We start from the raw sequence: 20,199 nt of genomic DNA on the forward strand, positions 1-20,199 counted from the left end.
TGGCTAACTGCCCAGCGCATTCTCGCCGGCTTCGCGGCCGGGCACGCTGACATGGACCTCATGCCCCTCACGAAGCGCGAGGGATGCGGCCGCGACCGCCGATTCAAAGGCAGCCTCCTTGGTGGCATATTTGCTCCTGACGTCGCCGTCGTGCAGCACGCCCCATTCGTCCTGCACCGGCACGATGGCATATTGAGCGAGGCCCATTGTCCAACTCCTGGGTTTCAGAATCCATCTGCCGGATAACGCGCCCGCGCGTCTAACGTTGCGTCAGTTGCGGATGCGCGGCGGTGACGCGCCACACCGTGTTGCCGCTGTCGTCGGCGACCAGCAGCGCGCCTGATTTGTCGATGGCAACGCCGACGGGCCTGCCGCGTGCCTTGTTGTCGCTGTTGAGGAAGCCGGTCACCACGTCCTGCGCCGGTCCACTCGGCTTGCCGTCCGTGAACGGCACGAACACTACCTTGTAGCCGTTCAGCACCTGCCTGTTCCAGCTGCCGTGCTCGCCGACGAAGGCGCCGCCGCGATAGGCCGCCGGCAGAGCGGAGCCGGTGTTGAAGGCCATCCCGAGCGGTGCGACATGCGAGCTCAGGGCGTAATCGGGCGCGATCGCCTTGGCGACGAGATCCGGCCGCTGCGGCTTGACGCGGGGATCGACGTGCTGGCCGTAATAGCTGTAGGGCCAGCCATAGAAGCCGCCGTCCTTCACCGAGGTCATGTAGTCGGGGACGAGATCGGGACCGAGCTCGTCGCGCTCGTTCACGACCGTCCACAGCGCGCCGGTCTGCGGCTCGAAGCTGAGCCCGTTCGGATTGCGCAGACCGCTTGCGAAGATACGCCAGCGCCCGCTGGCACGGTCGACCTCGAGGATGGCGGCGCGATTGTGCTCGGCCTCCATGCCGTTCTCGGTGATGTTGCTGTTGGAGCCGACGCCGGCATAGAGTTTCGAGCCGTCGGGGCTGGCGACCAGGCTCTTGGTCCAGTGATGGTTGATCGGCCCGCCCGGCAGCGGCGTCAGCACCGTGCCCGGCGCGGTGATCTTGGTGTCGCCTTCCTTATAGGGATATCTGACGATCGCATCGGCATTGGCGACATAAAGCTCGTTGCCGACCAGCGCGATCCCGAACGGCGAGTTGAGCTGCTCGAGGAAGACGCTTTGCGTATCCGGCACGCCGTCGCCATTGCTGTCGCGCAGCAGTGTGATGCGGTTGCCCGGCCCGGTGTCGTTGCCGCCCGAGGTCGCCCAGGACTCGATATATCCCATGACGATCTCCTTGGGTCGCTTGATCCCGGCCCCCTTCGGCGCCTTGGATTCCGCCACCAGCACGTCACCATTGGGCAGTACATAGAGGAAACGCGGATGCTGCAGGCCGGTCGCAAAGGCCTTGATCTGCAAGCCCTCCGCCACGGAAGGCGTCTCGTCCTTCTTCCAGCCGACGATGCGCGCGATGTGCATGGGCGGCAGCAGGTATTGCTGGATGTCGGGCAGCTTAGGGTTGGCGCCGATTTGCGCCTTGGGATCGCCGCTGCCGTCATCGCAACCAGCCAGGAGCAGCAGCGAGGAGCACAGCAGCGCGCGGGCAAGCTTCGATCTCATCGCGCAACTCCTACGCCGTGGCGGTAGACCAGGGCCCAGCCGAGCCAGCCGGTGATGGGCAGGATCAGGACGGTGAGCACCGACAGAACGAGCCCCGTCGGCCACACCGAGGTCCAGGCATCGCGGGTGTGGATCAGTGCGTTGACGATGGCGAGGATCAGCGCCAGCGCGTTTCCGATCAGATGCGGCCAGGCCGGCGTCTGCGCCCGCACCAGGCGGTTGCCGAGGAAATCGGTCAGGCCCGCGATCGCCGCCAGCACGCCGAAGACGACGCCGACGAGCAGAAGCCATGCGGAAAAATCCGCCCACATGATCTCGGCGCTGGCGACATAGGCGATGTCGGTCAGGAGCGCGCCGACGAAGCACGCGATCGGGATCGGCACGAGCATTGGATGAATGGGATGACCCGCGATCTGCGCGGTGGTGCGCACGCGCACGTCTTGCTGCACGGTCGGCCTCGTGTGAGTTTCGGTCCTGCCCGACCGGCCAACTCGTGCGCGGGGTGATGGTTCCTAGCTGCGCGGCAGGCCCAGCCGTTGCCGGACCTCATCATCCTCGATCACCTGATCCAGGCGCGAATCCTTGCCGGCTTCGAGATCTTCCGCGATCGTCTCGAGCACCCGAAATGCGTCCCCGGCGCTCGGTGCCGTCGCGATGTGCGCGATCGACCGGCCGTTGACGGTGAGATCGGCCTCGCCCCAGGGCGTGGTGTCAATCTCCAGGCGGTCGCCGCCGGCATTTGCGATGAAGTGCTGGACGGTGGATTTGGAGGTCGGCAGAGAAAGGTCTGGCGTCCAGTCGATCGGCTTGTCGGTCATGTCGTGGTCGTCCCGAAGTTGCGACCGATGGATAGACCATCCGGCGCGCGGGACATTGACCTGGATCAGGCCTGCTGCGTTGATGGTTGTAGCGGGTGAAGAGGTCACCATCGCGAATCGGCACGCTGGAATCCCAGCCCAAAAGTGCTATATTATTGATGTGGATAAGGTAACCGCCTCCTCGACCGCAGAGCACATCCGGGCACTCGCCCGGACGTTCCACGTGTCCTATTCCGAGGGCCCAAACGACCGCTTGGCACATCATATCTCGCGCCTGGCCGGGGATCCCGTCGAGTTGGACGAGATCGAATTGTTGCTCATCGGGTTAGTGCGAGCCGAACGAATTACGCGCCCGGAAATGATCCAGCTGCAGGCTGCCTATTTGCGTGAAGTCAGGCCGTGACCTTCGATCCGTTCGGCGACTTCGAAGCGCACGGATATCTACGCAACCTTGCTCAAGAGAAAGATCCAGCGATCGTAAAGAGGCTCGAACATGCTTCCTTCACGACCGGCATCGATGAAGCATTCACGGCGCTTCAGAAAAAGCAGGCGCTCACCTACGCGGACGTGCTCAGTACCCACAAGACGTTGTTCGAGGCCATGTACCCGTGGGCTGGTCAGGATCGCGCCACGACGGCACCGGATATCGCCGTGAGCCGGGACGGCGTTTTGTTCGCCCATCCGAAGTCTATTCAGAAGGCAATCGACCATGCGCTGAAACTGGGCAACGATCCCAAAACCATGCGCGAGAAGCCGGGCGAAGTCATGGGCTATTTGGCCCACGGCCATCCGTTCCTCGACGGCAATGGCCGCACGATCATGGTCGTCTACTCCATACTGGCGCAACGCGCCGGCTTCAGCATCGACTGGGCTGCGACCGATAAGACCGAATACCTGCAAGCGCTCACCAGGGAACTCGACGATCCCGGCAAGGGCATCCTCGACACATATCTCGAGCCTTACATCCGCCCGGCTGTTAGCGATCTCAAAGAGCACATCAACGCTGCCAAGGGACTCGATGGCGGCAGGGGCGAGACGGACACCGTTCGCGGGAGCAACGACGATCCGGCTGTCCAAGCAGAATACGAGCAGCAACGGCTCAAGCGCGATGAGCAAAGCAAAGGCGCTTGATAAGAGGAATCCTGAAGCCAACGAAGGATACTTCGCACGGCTCAACCAGATCGCCGACCATCACCCTCTTAGGGAATGGCTGGAGCGGGTGAAGGGAATCGAACCCTCGTATTCAGCTTGGAAGGCTGCTGCTCTACCATTGAGCTACACCCGCGCTACGGGGCTCCCTAACACGGCCGGGCGGCGGTCTCAACTACCAGGACGCCGCTTTCGGGTGTGTTCTCAGCCCTGCGAATTCCGCCGGTTCCTTCCGGACCCGCAGCCCCTTAACAGCGGCGGCAATGCCGCCTATATTGAAATCTTCCGCAACCAACGAAAGGAGGTGATCCAGTGTCTTTTACCAAGCGCTGTCACCTCGCTGGGATCGCCCGCTAAGCTCTGAATAAGGCTTGGCATCGGGGCGCTCTCAGCCCTGGACCAGCGAGCACGAAATCGGGCGCGACGGGGCTTCCCCGCCGCGCCTTTTTCGTCGCCGGCCTTTCTGTCGGTCGCGGGGCTCAGGCCGGCGGCTCGCCCGCAAGCACTTCGCGAATTCTCTGCGACAGCTCCGACTTCCGGTAGGGCTTTCCGAGCAACGTCACGCCGGGATCCAGATGCCCTTCGTGGACGATGGCATCGTCGGTGTAGCCGGAGGTGTAGAGCACCTTCACGCCGGGCCGGCGGAGCCGGACGGCGTCGGCCAATTCCCGCCCGTTCATGCCGCCGGGCATGATGATGTCCGTGAACAGGAGATCGAATTTGGCGCCCTGGTCGACCAGCGCCAGCGCCGATGCGCCGTCGCCGGCCACGAGCGTGCGATAGCCGAGGCTGCCGAGCTGGGCGATGACATAACCCTGCACCAGCGGATCGTCCTCGACTACGAGGATCGTCTCCTGCCCACGTGCCGTGACGGGCGCCTGAACCGGTGTCGCCCTGGCCGGCGCCTCGCCCTTCGACCGCGGCAGGAACAGCCGCATCACCGTGCCGGTCCCCTCCTCGCTCTCGACTGCGACGGTGCCGCCGGTCTGGCGGGCAAAGCCGTAGACCATGCTGAGCCCGAGCCCCGTGCCGCGACCGACGCCCTTGGTGGTGAAGAACGGCTCGAACACCCGGTCGCGAATGTCGGCCGGGATGCCGTGGCCGGTGTCGCCGACCGCGACCATCACGAAGGCGCCGCGCACGGCGTCGCCGTCGGCGACGCTGCCGGCGCCCTCGAACTCCCGGTTCGCGGTTTCGAGGGTGAGCCTGCCGCCCCCCGGCATCGCGTCACGTGCATTGACCGCGAGGTTGACGATCGCGGAGGAGAGCTGCGAGGGATCCGCCATCGCAGACCAGGCGTCGTCGGCGAGCCGGATGTCGATCTCGATATGCTCGCCGAGGATGGGCTTGAGCAGCTTCGCGGTCTCGACCACGAGCGCGTTGACGTCGATCTCGCGCGGCGCCAGCGGCTGGCGGCGCGCGAAGGTCAGGAGCTGCGAGGTGATCTCGGCGCCGCGCGCGGCCGCATCGTCGATCAGCTGCGCGATCGCGGAGAGCTCGGGCTTGTCCGCAAGCCCGTCCCGGATGATCTCGATGGTGCCGGTGATGACCGTGAGCACATTGTTGAAATCGTGCGCGACGCCGCCGGTGAGCTGGCCGATCGCATCCATCTTCTGGGATTGACGTAAGCGCTCCTCGGTTTCGTGCTGCGCGGTGAGGTCGGTCGCGGAGCCGCGGTAGCCCGTGAAGCGTCCGTCGGCATCGAAGACCGGCTTGCCGTTGACGCTGAAATGATGAATCCGGCCCTTGGTGTCGTGCCCGCGATATTCGAACTTTCGAAACGGCTCGTGACGGTCCAGCGCCGCCAGGTGCGCGCGCCATTTCTCGGGCTCGGTCTCGCGGTCGAGCGCGGTATCGATGCGGCGCGTGCCGACCCGAACCTTGGGATCCATGCCGAAGGCGACCACCCGGTCCGACAGGTAGGTGAACCGATGATCCGGGCCGGTCTCCCAGAACCAGTCCGATGCGGTCTCGGCATAGTCGCGGAAACGTTCCTCGCTCGCCCGGGCGTCCTCCTCGGCGCGCCGGCGGATTTTCAGATCGCGCTCGAGATTTGCATTGGCCTCTCGCAGCTCGCCATAGGCGCGCTCGAGGTTCGCGCACATCGCGTTGAAGGCGTCGATCACCTTGTCGAGCTCATCGGCTTCATAGGGCGGCCGGCGCTCCAGGCGCAAAGGCGGCGGCGGCCGCGCCAGGCTGTATTTGCTGACGAACTCGGCGATGGCGGCCAGATGCCGCGTCACCAGCAGATGGAACATGTAGATGATGAACAGCGAGACCAGGAATGTCTTTGCCGCCTGGCTGGCCAGGATGACCAGCGCCCGGTTGAGCAGATGCTGATAGATGTCGGTCAGCGTCGCCTCGACGTGGAGCAGGCCGATCTCGCGCGCGGTCCCCTGCACTGTCGTGTTCAAGGGATAGTCGCGCGTCACCACGGAGCGGGTGCTGGGCTCGCCCACCGCAAGGCGGATCGGATTGGGACGATCGGCGATCTCGCGCACTTCGGCGGCCCGGATGTCAGGCAGCCGCAGGATGCCGTCGAGTTGGAGCTTGAGCTGGTTCTGGTCGAGATTCCACAGGCTCTCGCCGAGGCTGCCGGTCGTGCTGCGGCCGATCTCGTCGAGCCGCGTCTCGATGAGGGCGACCTCGCGATCGTAATCGAGATAGAGCTGAAGCGCAGTCAGCGTCAGCGTCACGACCGAAGAGAACAGTAGCACGGCGGCGAGGAGCCGTGGTCCGACGCCGCTGCGCGACCAGTTGAAGAGCCGTGACAGGAGCGACGGGAACACCGGAGCTGCGAGCGTGGTCCCGACGCCGGTCAGACCCGGCTTCGCAGCCGCCGGCGCGACGGCGCGGCTGTGCTTGGGGTCCTCGTCGCCTGCGTTGGCCATGCACCACATCCTCGGAAATGGCGGCTCCCTGCTCCGGCCAGCCGGCTGCAGTCTCGAGCAATCCAAAAGTAGCAATCCAGGAGTTGAGACGCCCGCCTCGTCACCCCGCGCGCAATCATCCTGTCGGCCCGTGGGCGGCTTGAGGTCGACAAGTCATGTCTTGCGCCCAGCAGCAGGATACCCGCGCAAACTACCACTGCGCGTGCTAGAATGACATCGGTGAAAGTGCGGAGTCGCTCGCGGGGCAAGCGGTAACGGTTGCCGGCCCCCAGGTGCCCACTTCCGGTAGATCGCGCGGACGTCCGAATCCAGTGGTAGCAACCAAAGGAGGCGCCTCATGTGGCGGCTGATGGTCGCCTGCCTGTCGTTGCTCGCAGCCGGTCCCTCCCAGGTGCAGGATGTGATCCGGCTGGCGCGCATCGCCGACATCCCCGATCAATATGTCGGCGGCGAGATGCTGCGGGCTGTCTATGCCAAGCTGAACATCAGGCTGGAGTTCGAGGACGTCCCCGGCAAGCGCGCGCTCGCGCTGTCGAGCGCCGGCGAGGTCGACGGCGAGATCCAGCGGATCGGAACGCTCGCGCGCGACTACCCGACGCTGGTCCAGGTCACGCCGGCGATCAACTACATCGAGCCCGCAGTGTTCGCGACCAGGCTCCGGTTCGACGTCGCCGGCTGGGATTCGATCAAGGACTACAGCATCGGCATCGTCCGCGGCGTCGGCTCCTCGGAAGCCGGCACGCGCGGCATGGCCCGCGTCACGGCGACCACCGGCCTCGACAACATGGTCAGGATGCTCGACGCCGACCGCTTCGACGTGATGGTCACCGACCTCTTCAGCGGCCTTGCCGCGGTGAGGAAACTCAATCTGCAGGCCAAGATCTACCCGCTCTCGCCGCCGCTCGAGCGCATCCACATCTACCACTATTTGCATGAACGCCATCGCGATCTGGTGCCGAAAGTGGGCAAGGTGATCGCTGAGATGGAGGCGAGCGGCGAACTGGCGGCGCTGCGCGAGGTCCTGGTCAAGCAGGTCCTGAGCGGGCCGTGAGAGCCGTCAGTCAGCTCATCCGAAGCCGCTCGCGCAATGCGACGGCTGCGATCAATATGCCGACACACCAGGCCACGACTGCGCGGTGAGGCTCCCCGCCGAGCAGCACGGTGAAGATGCTCGCGAGCAGGCACGGCGCGATGGCCTTGCCGTTGCGGCTCACGAGCGAGACGAGAAACGGCATCGCCGCGATCGATATCTGCAGAAGGTCCATGCAGGAAACGGTGTCGTGAGGCTTCAGACGCCGCAGCCGCCGGGTGCACGCGGGCGCTTGCCGCGCCGGCTTTCCACGATGCGCTCGCCGCCATTCTCGGCCGAGCTGCCGTAATAGCGGTGGTGACCGCTTTGGTCGTGTAGATCGGCCGTCTCCGATCGTCCGGCCCGACGCGCGTCGCAGATGATCTTGATGATGTGACCCGACATTGCCGCCTCCAGCAGAAATCTTGTTGTTTGTGGTCATCAGTCGCGACCGCTTCCGACGGCGTTCACGCGGCCGGGCCGCAATCGGGTTTCAGGACGGTTTCGTCGCTTGCGGCCCGCGCAATATTTTGCTTCGGGAATGTCGGCACCGCCTGCGGTGGGACGTCCTTGGGATCTGTGCAGAAAACAACGAGGTGACGATGCTTTACGCCATTCTGGCCTATCATGTGGAAGACGAGGTCACGTCCTGGACGCCGGAGCATGACGCCGCGGTCGTGGCAAAGGTCATCGCGGTTCAGGAGCCCTTGCGGGCAAGCGGACAGTTTGGGCCGGCCGCCCGTTTGGATGGGACCCGAAAGGCGCGCACCTTGCGTGGCCCGGGTGCAGGCATGGTGCTGGACGGGCCGTTTGCCGAGACCAAGGAGCAGCTCCTGGGCTTCCACCTGATGGAATGCGCCACCGAGGACGAGGCGATCGCGGCGGCGCGGAAGCTGCGTGCGGTCAATCCGACCGCGGTCTACGAAATCCGCCCGGTCAAGCTTTACGTGCCTGCCGATGGGTTCGGCGCGACGTCCGGGTGAGGCGCAGCCCTAGCCGCCCGGCCCGGTCCGCGCACCATAGAAGCGCTGGATCAGGAGCCCGCCGAAGGCGATGAACCAGACGAAAGGCGCGACGTGCGGCGCAAATGCCGCCACGATCGTGCCGGGGATGAACACCAGAAGCGGAAACAGCGAGGCCATGATCTCGTGGCGCCAGCTGCCGAGGATCGTCCACCACAGCCAGGCATTGAGCCCGGCAATCGCGGTGAGGTGCAGGCCGTAGAGCACCGCGACTGCACTGCTCCTGCCGTAATTGGTGTAGAGGCCGTTGGTGACAGGCAGCAGCACGATCGAGAGCAGGAAGAACAGGTTGAGGATCACCGCGCCGCGGCTGCTGACCGGCTGGCGCGCCAGCCGCCGGTGATGGCTGATCCAGAACACGCCGGCGATGATGAAGCTGAGCGCGAAGCCGGCGAGCTTGCCGGAATAGACATGGGCGAGGTCGCTCCAGTCGGGGGCGCTGGTAAACACCGCGGCCTTGGGCAGGTCGTAGGCCAAAAGCGTCATGGCGACACCGAAAATGGTGTTGCTGAGCGATTCCAGCCGCCGCATCTCGAACTGGTCGGGCTTGAGCTCGGTCATGTCGGGTGTGCGCAGCTGGAACTTCGGGCCGTCCTCCCCTAAATCCTAATTCAGGTTCCGTCCAGCCGCATTGCGATTCGCGATGGGATCGCCGACTCTCGCCCTTTCACCGGGGCGATTCGTGGCAACATATCTGGACACGCTCAATGCGGAGCAGCGCCGCGCCGTGGAGCATGGCGTGGCCGACGGCGCGACCGTGGGCGCCCCCCTGCTCGTCATCGCAGGCGCCGGCTCCGGCAAGACCAACACGCTGGCCCACCGCGTCGCGCATCTGATCGTCGCAGGTAGCGATCCGCGCCGCATCCTGCTGATGACATTCTCCCGACGCGCGGCGGCCGAGATGGCCGGCCGGGTCGAGCGCATCGCCCGTAAGGTGCTGGGCGAGAACAACGCCGCGATCATGCGCGATGCCCTCACCTGGGCCGGCACTTTCCACGGCATCGGCGCGCGGCTGCTGCGCGAATATGCCGAGCGGATCGGCGTCGACCCTGCCTTCACGATCCACGACCGCGAGGACTCCGCCGACCTGATGAACCTGGTCCGGCACGAGCGCGGGCTGTCGAAGACCGAGAGCCGCTTTCCGGCCAAGGGCACGTGCCTGTCGATCTACTCGCGCTGCGTCAATGCCGAGATGGAGATCGAGAAGGTGCTCGGCCAGCATTATCCCTGGTGTGCGGGGTGGGCCGCCGAGCTGAAGGGCCTGTTCGCAGCCTATGTCGAGGCCAAGCAGGCCCAGCATGTGCTCGATTACGACGACCTGCTGCTCTATTGGTCGCAGATGATGAGCGATGCGCTGATCGCGGAAGAAATCGGCGGCCGCTTCGACCACGTGCTGGTCGACGAATATCAGGACACCAACCGCCTGCAATCCTCGATCCTCCTGGCGCTCAAGCCCGACGGACGCGGGCTCACCGTGGTCGGCGACGACGCCCAGTCGATCTACTCGTTCCGCGCCGCCACCGTGCGCAACATCCTGGATTTTCCGCAGAGTTTCTCGCCCCGCGCGGAGATGATCACGCTCGACCGCAACTACCGCTCGACCCAGGCCGTGCTCGCCGCGGCCAATGGCGTGATTGGACTCGCACGCGAGCGTTTCACCAAAAACCTCTGGACCGACCGCACCGCCTCGCACAAGCCGCAGCTCGTCACCGTGCACGACGAGGCCGACCAGGCCCGCTACATAGTCGAGGAGGTGCTGGCGAACCGCGAGCAAGGCGCGCTGCTCAAGCACCAGGCGGTGCTGTTCCGGACGTCCTCGCATTCCGGCCCGCTCGAGATCGAGCTGACCCGCCGCAACATTCCCTTTGTGAAATTCGGTGGGCTGAAATTCCTCGACGCCGCGCACGTCAAGGACGTGCTGGCCTTGCTGCGCTTCGCCGAGAACCCGCGCGACCGCGTCGCAGGTTTCCGCATCCTGCATCTGTTGCCGGGTATCGGCCCCGCGACAGCGCAGCGCGTGCTCGATCAGATGGCGGAGAGCATGGACCCGCTGCACGCGCTGGCGCATCTCCCGGTGCCGGCACGCACCGGAGACGACTGGATCGCCTTCGTCCGCACGGTCGAGAACTTGCGCTATTCGGAATGGCCCGTCGATCTCGAACGCGTCCGGCTGTGGTACGAGCCGCATCTCGATCGCCTCCACGAGGATTCCGAGACGCGCCGCGCCGATTTGATGCAGCTCGAGCAGATCGCAAGCGGCTATCCCTCGCGCGAGAAATTCCTGACCGAGCTCACGCTCGATCCGCCGGACGCGACCAGCGACAAATCGGGTCCGCCCTTGCGCGACGAGGATTATCTGATCCTCTCCACTATCCACTCGGCCAAAGGCCAGGAGTGGAAGTCCGTGTTCGTGCTCAACGTCGTCGATGGCTGCATGCCGTCCGACCTCGGCGCCGGCACCAGCGCCGAGCTCGAGGAGGAGCGCCGCCTGCTCTACGTCGCGATGACGCGCGCCAAGGACGATTTGCACCTCGTCGTGCCCCAGCGCTTCTTCGTCCATGGCCAGGCCGCCAAGGGCGACCGCCACGTCTACGCCTCGCGCACCCGCTTCATCCCGGAGCAGCTGGTCTATCTGTTCGAGCGCACCGCCTGGCCGAAGTCCGCCCCAGGTGCAGCCCGCACCGCGGCGCAGGGGCCGAAGATCGACATCGGGGCGCGGATGCGGGGGATGTGGCGGTAGACGCAAGAGGCCGGTCGCGAGACCTGTCAGGATCAGTGGAACACAGAGGTCCGACATGAAAGCCGTCGTCGTCGAGCAATACGCCCCCATCGATCAGATCGAGCTGCAGGACGTTCCGTCCCCGCGCATCGAGCCTGGACAGCTGCGTGTCCGGGTGGAGGCCGCCGGGATCGGCTTCGTCGACGGTTTGAAGATCGAGGGACGCTATCAGACCAAGGATCCCCTGCCCTTCATTCCGGGAACGGAATTCGCAGGCGTTGTGACCGAGGCTCCCGGCGCCCCCGGCGGTTTCGAGCCGGGCATGCGTGTGATGGGCATGACGCGGTCTGGTGCGCTCGCCGAGGAGATCGTCGTCAGGCCCGAAGCGGTCTACCCGCTGCCGGACGGTGTTGCGGCCGAGGTCGCCGCCTCGTTTCGCGCCAATTATCTCACCGCGCTCTATGCGCTCAGTGCACGCGCCTCGCTCTGCGCGGGCGAACAGCTCCTGGTGCTGGGCGCGGCCGGCGGCACGGGAATCGCGGCGGTCCAGATTGGCAGACTGCTCGGCGCCCGTGTGATCGCAGCGGCCTCGACACCAGACAAGCGCACGTTCGCGCAACAACACGGCGCCGACGCTGTGATTGACTACACGCAGACCGGCTGGCGGGACACGTTGAAGGAATTGACCGGAGGACACGGCGCGGACGTGATCTTCGATCCCGTCGGTGGCGAGATCTCGGTGCAGGCGTTTCGCTCCATCGCTTGGCGCGGCCGCCATCTCGTGGTCGGTTTTGCGGCTGGTGCGATTCCGGCATTGCCATTCAACCTGCCATTGCTGAAAGGCGGCGCCCTGCTCGGCGTCGACCTCGCGCAGATTCCGGTGCGCGAGCCAGAGGTGCAGAAGCACCTGATGTCGCAGTTGACGGGCTGGCTCGCCGACGGCCAGCTGAAGCCCGTGGTCGGCCGCGTCTTCGCGCTCGAGGATTTCCGGGACGCGTTCAGGACCATGCAGACACGCGGGGCGCTCGGCAAGATGGTCGTGCGGATCTCAAAATAGGATGCATCGCCGCGCGGGATGTGGCGGTAGCGCCGGCTACGCGCTCAACCTGTCGAAGTGGACCTTGCCTGATTTCATCACCATCGGGATGTGCTCGCCCTGGCCGAGCAGGCAGGTGACATCGCGCAGCGGATTGCCGTCGACCACCAGCAGGTCGGCGATGGCCTCGGGTACGATCCGGCCGAGCCTGCCTTCCATGCCGAGCACCTCGGCGCCAATCACTGTCGCGCTGGCGATCACCGCTTGGGGACCGAGGATCTCGGCGCGAATGCGGAATTCGTCGCTCTGCAGGCGTTGCGAGGGGCCAAGCAGGTCGCTGCCGAACCCCATCTTGACGCCGGCGTCGCGATAGATCGCAAGCGAGCGCAGCCCGGCGTCGCGGACATCGGCGATCTTGGCGACGCTTTCCGGCGGCAGGCCGTATTGGGCGCCTTCGTTCGCCAGCGCCTCGTAGGTGATGAGCGTCGGCACCACATAGGCGCCCTTCTCGGCCATCAGGCGCGCGGTCGGCGCATCAACCAGGTTGCCGTGCTCGATGGTGCGCACGCCGCAGCGAACCGCGCGCTCGATGGCAGCGGCGGTGTAGGCATGGGCGAGCACATAGGTCTGGCGCCCGCGCGCCTCCTCGACGATGGCGCGGATCTCGTCCTCGGAATAGCCAAAGGCGCCGACCGGATCGGTCGGCGAGGCGACGCCGCCGGAGGCCATGATCTTGATCTGGTCGGCGCCCATCTGCAGCTCTTCGCGCGCGGCCTTGCGCACGCCGTCGACACCGTCGGCCACGCGCGCCAGCGCGCCGACCCGCACGCAGCACGGACATGGCGCGTCGCTGGCCAGATAATCCGAGCGCGCCCGCATGTCGCCATGGCCGCCGGTCTGGCTGAGCGCGCGGCCGGAGACGAACAGCCGCGGGCCGTCGGTGAGGCCTGTCTCGATCGCTTGCTTCAGCGCGTGGCCGGCGCCGCCGGCATCGCGCACCGTGGTGAAGCCCCGCCTGAGCATGCCGCGCAGCAGCAGGGTCGAGCGCAGCGTCACCAGCACGTTCGGCATGTGCACCTGCTGTGCCAGATTGAGCTCGACCGCGATCGCATGCACATGCAGATCGATCAGCCCGGGCATCAGCGTCTTGCCCTTCAGGTCGATGGTGCGATCGGCCGTGACATTGAGCGGCCGGTCCGAGACCTCCCTGATCACGTCGTCCTCGACCAGCAGGTGATAGCCTTCCAGCAGATCCGGCTGAAGCGGATCGAGCAGAGCGGCATTCTTGAAGAGGGTGCTGGGCATGGTCGTTTCCTGTCTGGTCAGGACTGTGTGAGCAGCGCGGGCAAGGCGAGCTGGGCGAACGGAAGGCACGCGGCGACATCGTCCTCGCCGTACCAGCCCGCTTCATGGAGCAGGTTGAGCGAGCCGAGCGTGCGCCCGCGCCAGCGCACGGGCATGTTGAGCACGCTCTCGCAGCCGAGTGAAGCGATCAGCTCGTGATCGGAGAAGACGTGGCGCAGATCGTCGATCGTGTAGCCGACATAGGCCTCGCCGCGATCGAGCACGGCCTCGGTCCACGGGCCGGGCGCCAGGCGCTTGCGTCCGCCCGTCGGATAAGGCCCAGGAAGATTGGAATAGATCCGCGCCGCTTCCCCGCTGCCGTCGTCATAAGTGAGGATCGTGAACAGCTTGTGCCCGATCGCCGACTTCAAGGCCTGGTCCAGCGCCGAGAACAGCGCATCGGGCTGATCCACCCTGCCCTGCGCAGCCGCTACAGCGCAGAGCAGCGGGTCGGCTCGGAATGTCGTCTGCCTCATGCGACTTCGCCCGCGGCGATGTCTTCCAGCGAACGGCCGCGGGTCGGCACGCCCATCACCACGACGGTGAGTGCGCCGATCAGCAGGACGCTGGTAGTGATGCCGAACACGCCGGCGAAGCCGAAATTGGGATAGAGGTAGCCGACCAGGATCGGCGACACGATCGCGCCGATGCGGCCGATCGCCGAAGCGAGGCCGGCGCCGGTGGTCCGCACCGGCGTGGGAAACACCTCCGCTGTATAAGCGTAGACGCCGGCATAGGTCCCGTTCATGAAGAACGACAGCAAAATGCCGGCAACCATGATGTGCTGGTCGGTCTGCGCGAAGGCGAGCCCGAGCGCGCTGATGCCGCCGAGCACCATGTAGGAGGCAATCGTGGCCTGCCGGCCGATGCGCTCGTTGAACCAGGCGGCGCTGAAGTAGCCGGGGATCTGCGCGCAATAGATCGCGATCGAATAGGCAAAGCTCTTGGTGATGCTCATGCCGTTCTGCACCAGCAGGCCGGGGATCCAGACGAAGAAGGAGTAATAGCTGAAGGTGATCGCAAGCCACATGATCCAGGTCATGATGGTGATGCGCGCCTGGCGGCCCGCCAGCAATGCGGCGAAATTGGCGAGCAGCGTCCCGCCGGTCACGGCGGGCGCTGCTGCTTCGACGACCGGTTGCGGCAGAACAACGCCCTGGTGCGCGAAGCCGGCCTCGATCTTGTCCAGCACCGCTTCGGCCTCCTTCGCCCTGCCCCGGCTCTCCAGCCAGCGTGGCGATTCCGGCAGCGCCCTGCGCCACCACAGCAGCATGACGACCGGCACCGCGGTGATCACCAGCACGATACGCCAGCCATTGTCATAGGCGGGAACGATGAAATAGCCGAGCAAGGCAGCCGCGACGAAGCCGAAGGAGAAGAAGCCCGCCAGCGCGCCGGTGAAGCTGCCGCGGAAGCGCCGCGCCACGAACTCGGCGAGATAAGGCGCGATGATCGCGCTTTCCGCGCCGGTGCCCATGCCCGCGACGACCCGAGCGGCGAAGAACGACGACCAGCTGTCCACTGCGGCGCTGACGATCGATGCGGCGCAATACAGCGCCAGCGCCGACATCATCACCGCGCGGCGGCCGATCAGATCACCGAGCGTACCCGCCAGCAGCGCGCCGAACAGGAAGCCGATATAAGTGCTGCTGCCGAGCACGCCGATCTGCACGCTCGTCAGATTCCAGGCGGTGCGCAGCACCGGCAGGATGAACGCCAGCACGGCCGCGTCCATCGCGTCGAACATGTAGCCGAGCCCGCCCATCAACAGCAGGTGCGTGTGGAAGCGCGCGTATGGCAGGCGCTCGATACGCGCCGAGATCATCGACATGTCAGTCCCCTCTGTCCGGCGGCCCGGCCTCCGCAACTCCCTGGGGGAACCATAGACAAAGAGATATTATCGTCATAATTTATAATCATGATCTAGTACATCACTGTGGTGAATGTTCTGTCGTTTCGATCGCTCGACCTCAACCTGCTGAAAGTGTTCGAAGCCCTGATGACCGAGGGCAGTGTCACGCGCGCCGCAAACGCGCTGACGATGACCCAGCCTGCGGTCAGCAACGCGCTGGCGCGGCTGCGCGAGGCGCTCGGCGATCCCCTGTTCGTGAGGTCCGGTACCGGAATCCGTCCGACCCAGCGCGCCGTGGTGCTGTGGGAGCCGATCGGCGAGGCGCTCGAGCGCGTTCGCGGCGCGCTCGACGAGCAGGTGTTCGATCCGAGCCGTGCGCAGACCGAGTTCAGCCTCTCGATGTCGGACTACGTCGCCTCGCTGGTGATGCCAGACCTGCTCGGCCATTTCGGCAAGGTCGCACCCAAGGCGCGCGTCCACACCGTCCCCAACACCATCCTGGAGATCGCCGATCAGCTCGAAGACAATCGCGTCGACTGCGTGCTCAGCGTCTATGTCAACGAGGCGCAGCAGCCGGCCGCCATCCGCTCGCGCTCGCTGTGGACGGTCGATTACGCCTGCTTCATGCGGCGCGGACATCCGCTCGCCGCACAGAAGCGGCTGAGCACACGCAGCTTCCTCAACGCCGGACATGTCGACGTGAGTCTTGCCGGCAAGACCTTGCCGTCTTACGACCTCTTCCTTGCCTCGCGCGGACTGTCGCGTAACCTGGTCGCTACGGTCAATCACTACAGTGCCGCCTACGAGGTCGTGCGCCAGTCCGACCTGATCGCGGTGCTGCCGAGCGACCTGCGCTCGCAATCAAGGCACGCGCCGTTCCTGCACGCCATGCCGCTTCCGCTTCGCGCGCCAGCGCGCATCGTCAGCCTGTTCTGGCACCAACGCAACGACACCGTGCCGGCGCAGCGCTGGCTGCGCGAGACCCTGGTCGGGATGTTCGCCAAAACCGACTGACGACGCGGGCCGAAACCCGACACGATCCAAAAAGGAAACGGTGGGTTTCTCGAACCAGTATTGTTGCACCGGTCACCGCGGCCTAGCTCCACCGAAACGATGCCCTCCCCACAGTGACCGGCGCAAGCTGCGTCCGCAGAGACTGATCAATGACCGCCCCCCTTCAATTCGGACTGGACACCTTTGGCGACGTCACCAAGGACGCCTCAGGCGCGGTGCTTCCCCATGCGCAGGTGATCCGCAACGTCGTCGACGAAGCCGTGCTGGCTGACGAGCTCGGCCTCGACTTCATCGGCCTCGGCGAGCATCACCGCGCCGACTTCGCGATCTCCTCGCCGGAGACCGTGCTGGCGGCGATCGCCTCGCGCACCAAGCGCATTCACCTCGGCTCGGCCGTGACGGTGTTGTCGTCGGACGATCCGATCCGGGTGTTCCAGCGCTTTGCGACGCTCGATGCACTCTCGAACGGACGCGGCGAGGTGATCCTCGGCCGCGGCTCGTTCACCGAATCCTTTCCGCTGTTCGGCTTCGACCTGCGCAAATATGAAGAGCTGTTCGAGGAGAAGCTCGATTTGTTCGCGGCGCTGCTGTCGCAGAAGCCGGTGACCTGGGAAGGCAAGCTGCGTCCACCGCTGCGGGACCAGTTGGTCTATCCCCCGGTCGAGAACGGCACGCTGAAAACCTGGATCGGTGTCGGCGGCAGCCCGCAGTCGGTCGTGCGCGCCGCTCATTACGATCTGCCGTTGATGCTCGCGATCATCGGCGGCGATCCCGCGCGGTTTGCGCCCTTCGTCGATCTCCATCACCGCGCCGCCAAGGAGTTCGGCCGCACCGCCCAGCCGATCGGCGTGCATTCGCCCGGCTATGTCGCGGAGACGGACGAGCAGGCGCGCGCAGAGCTATGGCCCGACTACAAGGCGATGCGCGACCGCATCGGCAAGGAGCGCGGCTGGCCGCCGATGGGCCGCGACGAATTCGTCAGCGAAGCCGAGCACGGCTCGCTCTATGTCGGCTCGCCGGAGACGGTCGCGCGCAAGATCGCGAAGACCGCAAAGGCGCTCGGCATTTCGCGCTTTCAGCTGAAGTATTCGGCAGGGCCGTTGCCGCACGAGAAGCTGATGAAGAGCATCGAGCTCTATGGGCGGAAGGTGGTGCCGATGGTGCGGGAGATGATGGGGTGAGAAACTCGCGTCAGTCCGTTCGCCCTTCGGGCTTCGCCGGACACCACGCCTCGCCCTTCAGGCATCGCGTGGCTGCGCCACGCGTAGCCCGAAGGGCGAAGCGTGGTGGGGGAGGCAGGACTCGAACCTGCGAAGCCATGAGGCGGCTGATTTACAGTCAGCTCCCTTTGCCACTCGGGACACTCCCCCGCTCGACGGCAGCACAATCGGGCCGGACCTTGCCGGCGGACCGAAGACGGCCATGGAACGTGAGGCCGCGACAGCCCGGATGGGGGCGCGACCGGGCGCGGTTATGGGCGAAGCGGTGGGGTAAAGTCAACCGAGGCGTTCGGGGAAAATGGTCCATAATGGCCTCAGGAGATGGCCAAATTGCCATATTCCGGAACCCGTGACACAAGCGCAGCCATGAACGATCGAGAATTCGCACCCAAGGGCCGTCGCCGGGACGGTAAGCCCTTCAAGAAGGCCGAGAAATCGGCCGGTCGCCCGGCCCGGCGCGACCGCGATTCGGCAACCGACGGGCCGGTCATCCTCTATGGCTGGCACTCCGTTTCCATGGCGCTGGCCAACCCCCAGCGGCGGATTCGCAAACTGACGTTGACCGAGAACGCGGCCAAGCGATTGGCGGACGAAAACATCGCGACCCCAGTCACGCCCGAGATCGTCCGGCCTCAGGAGATCGACCGCCTGCTGTCACCCGATGCCGTGCACCAGGGCCTGCTCGCCGAAGCCGATCCCCTGCCCTCGCCCGATATCGAGACCTTGAAGCAGGAAGGCATGGTGCTGGTGCTCGACCAGATCACCGACCCCCACAATGTCGGCGCCATCCTGCGCTCGGCCGCAGCGTTCGCGGTCAAGGCGATCGTCACCACCGCACGCCACAGTCCGGAGGCGACCGGCGTGCTGGCGAAGGCCGCATCCGGCGCGCTCGAGCTGGTGCCGATCATCACCGTGCAGAACCTCGCCCGCGCGCTCACCGCGCTGAACGAACGCGGCTTCCAGACCGTCGGGCTCGACAGCGAAGGCAGCGAGGACCTCTCGGACGTCGCGCTGCGCGAGCCGCTCGCGCTCGTGCTAGGCGCCGAAGGAAAGGGTCTGCGGCAATTGACGCGCGAGACCTGCAGCGTCGTGGCGCGGCTCGACATGCCCGGCGAGATCAAGAGTCTCAACGTGTCGAATGCCGCCGTGCTTTCGCTCTATGTCGGCGCAAGCCGGCTGGGGCTGATGAAGCGGTAGAAAAGCAAAACGCCCGTTCGCATCGCGCGAACGGGCGTCTCGTCACTCGACCGATCAGAGATCAGTAATAGCGGCGCAGCACGCGGTGACCGCCGTAGTACGGCATCGGCGCGTGGCGGTGGGCGTAGCCGTAGCGCGGACCGTGGCCGTAGTGCACGCGCGGCAGATAGCCGTAGCGCGGACCATAGCCATAGCGATACGGACGGTAATACGGCCGGTGATAGGGAGCGGCAGCGGCGCGATAGCCGTAGCCGTAATTGGCGGGCGCGACGACCGCGTCTTCACGATAGGTCGGATACGGCGCGAAGGCGCCCGGGCCGGTGTAGGTCGGACCCTGGTTGACGTGGTAATATTGCGTGGTCGGCTCGGCGAGACGCTCATAGGCGCCGTAGCCATAGCCGCCGCAACCGGTGTTGCAGCCGGAATAGACCGGCGCGACCGGCTGGCACGGGTTAAAGCCGCAGGCCGCGGCTGGTGCCGTGGCGACGAACATCACGGCGGCTGCCGCGACCAGTCCCGAAATCATCTGACGCATTACTCTCTCCTGTTGATTTCCGTTTTTGTTGGATCTTGACGTTTCTTAACCCGGCGGCCTGCCGGGGACTTGGACGTGCGGCCGCGGTCGCGGTGGCCGCGGACGATCGTTGATCTCGGGCGCGTAGATCACCGGCGGCGGATCGACGGGCGGATCCATCTGCGCCGGAAGCGGCGCCGATTGCGCACCCCAGCTCTGGTGATAGCTCTCGGCGGGCTTGGGCAATTTGCGGTTCGCGGGCGGCTCGACCTCGAGCCGGCCGTAGCCGGGCCGCAGGCCCAGCGTCGGATAATAATGACCGACATGTTCGGGCTGCCGCTCGGCGACATAGCGCCCGCCATAGATCGTGGGCTGCACCTGCTGGTTCTTGCCGAGGCCCCAGACACCCTCGACGACGGCGTAGGACGCATCGATATTGTTGATGATGATAGGCACGCCGGGGCGGCCGGGCACGACGACGTCGAAGCCGCCGGCAAAAGCCGTCGCAGGCAGTCCGATCAGAAGGGTGGCGAGCGCCACAGCGCGCATGAGGAAACCCCGGTTATCCGGCTGCAACCTACCCGATCACCACGCAGAGAGGGTTAAGGCCTGCTCACCAACTTCCGGTAAGCCTAATGCGTAAGGATCGCGCGCCGCTCAAATGCTGCAAAGCGGGCTAGCGAAGCGTTAACGGCGCATGGTGTCGCCGCCGCGGAACCGCGCCGTGCGCTCACATCCGTTTGACCTTGGTGTAACG

At 65.6% G+C, this 20,199-nt stretch carries 22 protein-coding genes and 2 tRNA genes; 9 read left to right on the forward strand and 15 right to left on the reverse strand.

The window, feature by feature from the left end; all coding sequences use genetic code 11:
• Positions 1 to 3 precede the first annotated feature (3 nt).
• From AC0WRY_RS22030 to AC0WRY_RS22045, 4 genes are all read right to left on the reverse strand, one after another.
• Positions 4 to 207 carry a hypothetical protein gene (locus AC0WRY_RS22030; RefSeq protein WP_194402839.1) on the reverse strand — a complete coding sequence of 68 codons (204 nt, stop codon included), beginning with the start codon at positions 205 to 207 and terminating at the stop codon, positions 4 to 6.
• 52 nt (positions 208 to 259) lie between these two features.
• Positions 260 to 1,597 carry a PQQ-dependent sugar dehydrogenase gene (locus AC0WRY_RS22035; RefSeq protein ID WP_194402840.1) on the reverse strand — a complete coding sequence of 446 codons (1,338 nt, stop codon included), beginning with the start codon at positions 1,595 to 1,597 and terminating at the stop codon, positions 260 to 262.
• Positions 1,594 to 2,046 carry a DUF2231 domain-containing protein gene (locus AC0WRY_RS22040; RefSeq protein WP_194402841.1) on the reverse strand — a complete coding sequence of 151 codons (453 nt, stop codon included), beginning with the start codon at positions 2,044 to 2,046 and terminating at the stop codon, positions 1,594 to 1,596. The genes AC0WRY_RS22035 and AC0WRY_RS22040 overlap by 4 nt, the downstream gene beginning before the upstream one ends.
• Before the next feature lie 63 nt (positions 2,047 to 2,109).
• Positions 2,110 to 2,415, reverse strand: coding sequence for a hypothetical protein (locus AC0WRY_RS22045; RefSeq protein WP_194402842.1), 306 nt, complete (start codon positions 2,413 to 2,415; stop codon positions 2,110 to 2,112).
• A gap of 55 nt (positions 2,416 to 2,470) precedes the next feature.
• Between AC0WRY_RS22045 and AC0WRY_RS22050 the strand changes: the two genes are divergently transcribed.
• Both AC0WRY_RS22050 and AC0WRY_RS22055 read left to right on the forward strand, forming a co-directional pair.
• Positions 2,471 to 2,818, forward strand: a complete 348-nt coding sequence (locus tag AC0WRY_RS22050) for a hypothetical protein (protein ID WP_194402843.1) — start codon at positions 2,471 to 2,473, stop codon at positions 2,816 to 2,818.
• On the forward strand, positions 2,815 to 3,546 hold the full coding sequence (locus tag AC0WRY_RS22055) for a Fic/DOC family protein (RefSeq protein ID WP_194402844.1): 732 nt from the start codon (positions 2,815 to 2,817) through the stop codon (positions 3,544 to 3,546). The genes AC0WRY_RS22050 and AC0WRY_RS22055 overlap by 4 nt, the downstream gene beginning before the upstream one ends.
• Before the next feature lie 80 nt (positions 3,547 to 3,626).
• On the opposite strand, the gene AC0WRY_RS22060 is transcribed toward AC0WRY_RS22055, so the two are convergent.
• Positions 3,627 to 3,700: transfer RNA gene (locus tag AC0WRY_RS22060), tRNA-Gly, on the reverse strand.
• Positions 3,701 to 4,043: 343 nt separating this feature from the next.
• Complete coding sequence (locus AC0WRY_RS22065; RefSeq protein ID WP_491120885.1) at positions 4,044 to 6,455, reverse strand: ATP-binding protein; 2,412 nt, start codon at positions 6,453 to 6,455, stop codon at positions 4,044 to 4,046.
• 337 nt (positions 6,456 to 6,792) lie between these two features.
• Here AC0WRY_RS22065 and AC0WRY_RS22070 point away from each other — a divergent pair, with 337 nt between their 5' ends.
• Entirely contained in the window at positions 6,793 to 7,506 is a 714-nt protein-coding gene (locus tag AC0WRY_RS22070; protein ID WP_194402933.1) for a substrate-binding periplasmic protein, read from the forward strand.
• 10 nt (positions 7,507 to 7,516) lie between these two features.
• Here the strand turns inward: AC0WRY_RS22070 and AC0WRY_RS22075 are convergent, their stop codons facing one another.
• Together AC0WRY_RS22075 and AC0WRY_RS22080 are read right to left on the reverse strand one after the other, a co-directional pair.
• Entirely contained in the window at positions 7,517 to 7,720 is a 204-nt protein-coding gene (locus AC0WRY_RS22075; RefSeq protein ID WP_194402934.1) for a hypothetical protein, read from the reverse strand.
• 23 nt (positions 7,721 to 7,743) lie between these two features.
• Positions 7,744 to 7,929, reverse strand: coding sequence for a hypothetical protein (locus tag AC0WRY_RS22080; protein ID WP_194402935.1), 186 nt, complete (start codon positions 7,927 to 7,929; stop codon positions 7,744 to 7,746).
• Between the two features lie 197 nt (positions 7,930 to 8,126).
• On the opposite strand from AC0WRY_RS22080, the gene AC0WRY_RS22085 reads away from it, so the two are divergent.
• Positions 8,127 to 8,507, forward strand: coding sequence for a YciI family protein (locus tag AC0WRY_RS22085; RefSeq protein ID WP_194408367.1), 381 nt, complete (start codon positions 8,127 to 8,129; stop codon positions 8,505 to 8,507).
• A gap of 9 nt (positions 8,508 to 8,516) precedes the next feature.
• Here the strand turns inward: AC0WRY_RS22085 and AC0WRY_RS22090 are convergent, their stop codons facing one another.
• Positions 8,517 to 9,107, reverse strand: coding sequence for a TMEM175 family protein (locus tag AC0WRY_RS22090; protein ID WP_194402936.1), 591 nt, complete (start codon positions 9,105 to 9,107; stop codon positions 8,517 to 8,519).
• A 121-nt stretch (positions 9,108 to 9,228) separates the two neighbouring features.
• On the opposite strand from AC0WRY_RS22090, the gene AC0WRY_RS22095 reads away from it, so the two are divergent.
• Positions 9,229 to 11,286 (forward strand): ATP-dependent helicase, encoded by a 2,058-nt coding sequence (locus AC0WRY_RS22095; RefSeq protein ID WP_194402937.1) that lies wholly within the window; start codon positions 9,229 to 9,231, stop codon positions 11,284 to 11,286.
• 55 nt (positions 11,287 to 11,341) lie between these two features.
• Positions 11,342 to 12,322: an NADPH:quinone oxidoreductase family protein gene (locus AC0WRY_RS22100; RefSeq protein WP_194402938.1), complete on the forward strand. Its 981-nt coding sequence runs from the start codon at positions 11,342 to 11,344 to the stop codon at positions 12,320 to 12,322.
• A 36-nt stretch (positions 12,323 to 12,358) separates the two neighbouring features.
• Here AC0WRY_RS22100 and AC0WRY_RS22105 read toward each other — a convergent pair whose 3' ends face one another.
• Genes AC0WRY_RS22105 through AC0WRY_RS22115 form a run of 3 tightly spaced genes read right to left on the reverse strand, consistent with a single transcriptional unit; the run spans position 12,359 to position 15,476 of the window.
• On the reverse strand, positions 12,359 to 13,606 hold the full coding sequence (locus AC0WRY_RS22105; protein ID WP_194402939.1) for a metal-dependent hydrolase family protein: 1,248 nt from the start codon (positions 13,604 to 13,606) through the stop codon (positions 12,359 to 12,361).
• 17 nt (positions 13,607 to 13,623) lie between these two features.
• Positions 13,624 to 14,121, reverse strand: coding sequence for a GAF domain-containing protein (locus AC0WRY_RS22110; protein ID WP_194402940.1), 498 nt, complete (start codon positions 14,119 to 14,121; stop codon positions 13,624 to 13,626).
• Positions 14,118 to 15,476 (reverse strand): MFS transporter, encoded by a 1,359-nt coding sequence (locus AC0WRY_RS22115; RefSeq protein WP_194402941.1) that lies wholly within the window; start codon positions 15,474 to 15,476, stop codon positions 14,118 to 14,120. Before AC0WRY_RS22115 ends, AC0WRY_RS22110 begins: the two co-directional genes overlap by 4 nt.
• A 168-nt stretch (positions 15,477 to 15,644) precedes the next feature.
• Between AC0WRY_RS22115 and AC0WRY_RS22120 the strand changes: the two genes are divergently transcribed.
• Positions 15,645 to 16,511, forward strand: a complete 867-nt coding sequence (locus AC0WRY_RS22120) for a LysR family transcriptional regulator (protein WP_249132135.1) — start codon at positions 15,645 to 15,647, stop codon at positions 16,509 to 16,511.
• A 149-nt stretch (positions 16,512 to 16,660) separates the two neighbouring features.
• Positions 16,661 to 17,692: an LLM class flavin-dependent oxidoreductase gene (locus AC0WRY_RS22125; protein ID WP_194402942.1), complete on the forward strand. Its 1,032-nt coding sequence runs from the start codon at positions 16,661 to 16,663 to the stop codon at positions 17,690 to 17,692.
• 103 nt (positions 17,693 to 17,795) lie between these two features.
• Here the strand turns inward: AC0WRY_RS22125 and AC0WRY_RS22130 are convergent.
• Positions 17,796 to 17,881, reverse strand: a tRNA-Tyr gene (locus AC0WRY_RS22130).
• 216 nt (positions 17,882 to 18,097) lie between these two features.
• On the opposite strand from AC0WRY_RS22130, the gene rlmB reads away from it, so the two are divergent.
• On the forward strand, positions 18,098 to 18,928 hold the full coding sequence (gene rlmB / locus AC0WRY_RS22135) for a 23S rRNA (guanosine(2251)-2'-O)-methyltransferase RlmB (protein WP_194402943.1): 831 nt from the start codon (positions 18,098 to 18,100) through the stop codon (positions 18,926 to 18,928).
• 61 nt (positions 18,929 to 18,989) lie between these two features.
• Here rlmB and AC0WRY_RS22140 read toward each other — a convergent pair whose 3' ends face one another.
• On the reverse strand, positions 18,990 to 19,463 hold the full coding sequence (locus AC0WRY_RS22140) for a hypothetical protein (RefSeq protein ID WP_194402944.1): 474 nt from the start codon (positions 19,461 to 19,463) through the stop codon (positions 18,990 to 18,992).
• A 45-nt stretch (positions 19,464 to 19,508) separates the two neighbouring features.
• Entirely contained in the window at positions 19,509 to 19,991 is a 483-nt protein-coding gene (locus AC0WRY_RS22145) for a hypothetical protein (RefSeq protein ID WP_194402945.1), read from the reverse strand.
• Between the last annotated feature and the right edge of the window lie 208 nt (positions 19,992 to 20,199).

It is taken from the genome of Bradyrhizobium sp. T-12 (genome assembly GCF_058314695.1).

Coding starts and splice junctions, on each gene's coding strand:
- AC0WRY_RS22030 (WP_194402839.1), bottom strand. CDS start 207: ATGGGCCTCGCTCAATATGCCATCGTGCCGGTGCAGGACGAATGGGGC.
- AC0WRY_RS22035 (WP_194402840.1), bottom strand. CDS start 1,597: ATGAGATCGAAGCTTGCCCGCGCGCTGCTGTGCTCCTCGCTGCTGCTC.
- AC0WRY_RS22045 (WP_194402842.1), bottom strand. CDS start 2,415: ATGACCGACAAGCCGATCGACTGGACGCCAGACCTTTCTCTGCCGACC.
- AC0WRY_RS22065 (WP_491120885.1), bottom strand. CDS start 6,455: ATGGCCAACGCAGGCGACGAGGACCCCAAGCACAGCCGCGCCGTCGCG.
- AC0WRY_RS22070 (WP_194402933.1), top strand. CDS start 6,793: ATGTGGCGGCTGATGGTCGCCTGCCTGTCGTTGCTCGCAGCCGGTCCC.
- AC0WRY_RS22075 (WP_194402934.1), bottom strand. CDS start 7,720: ATGGACCTTCTGCAGATATCGATCGCGGCGATGCCGTTTCTCGTCTCG.
- AC0WRY_RS22080 (WP_194402935.1), bottom strand. CDS start 7,929: ATGTCGGGTCACATCATCAAGATCATCTGCGACGCGCGTCGGGCCGGA.
- AC0WRY_RS22085 (WP_194408367.1), top strand. CDS start 8,127: ATGCTTTACGCCATTCTGGCCTATCATGTGGAAGACGAGGTCACGTCC.
- AC0WRY_RS22090 (WP_194402936.1), bottom strand. CDS start 9,107: ATGACCGAGCTCAAGCCCGACCAGTTCGAGATGCGGCGGCTGGAATCG.
- AC0WRY_RS22100 (WP_194402938.1), top strand. CDS start 11,342: ATGAAAGCCGTCGTCGTCGAGCAATACGCCCCCATCGATCAGATCGAG.
- AC0WRY_RS22105 (WP_194402939.1), bottom strand. CDS start 13,606: ATGCCCAGCACCCTCTTCAAGAATGCCGCTCTGCTCGATCCGCTTCAG.
- AC0WRY_RS22110 (WP_194402940.1), bottom strand. CDS start 14,121: ATGAGGCAGACGACATTCCGAGCCGACCCGCTGCTCTGCGCTGTAGCG.
- AC0WRY_RS22115 (WP_194402941.1), bottom strand. CDS start 15,476: ATGTCGATGATCTCGGCGCGTATCGAGCGCCTGCCATACGCGCGCTTC.
- AC0WRY_RS22120 (WP_249132135.1), top strand. CDS start 15,645: ATGACCGAGGGCAGTGTCACGCGCGCCGCAAACGCGCTGACGATGACC.
- AC0WRY_RS22125 (WP_194402942.1), top strand. CDS start 16,661: ATGACCGCCCCCCTTCAATTCGGACTGGACACCTTTGGCGACGTCACC.
- rlmB (WP_194402943.1), top strand. CDS start 18,098: ATGAACGATCGAGAATTCGCACCCAAGGGCCGTCGCCGGGACGGTAAG.
- AC0WRY_RS22140 (WP_194402944.1), bottom strand. CDS start 19,463: ATGCGTCAGATGATTTCGGGACTGGTCGCGGCAGCCGCCGTGATGTTC.
- AC0WRY_RS22145 (WP_194402945.1), bottom strand. CDS start 19,991: ATGCGCGCTGTGGCGCTCGCCACCCTTCTGATCGGACTGCCTGCGACG.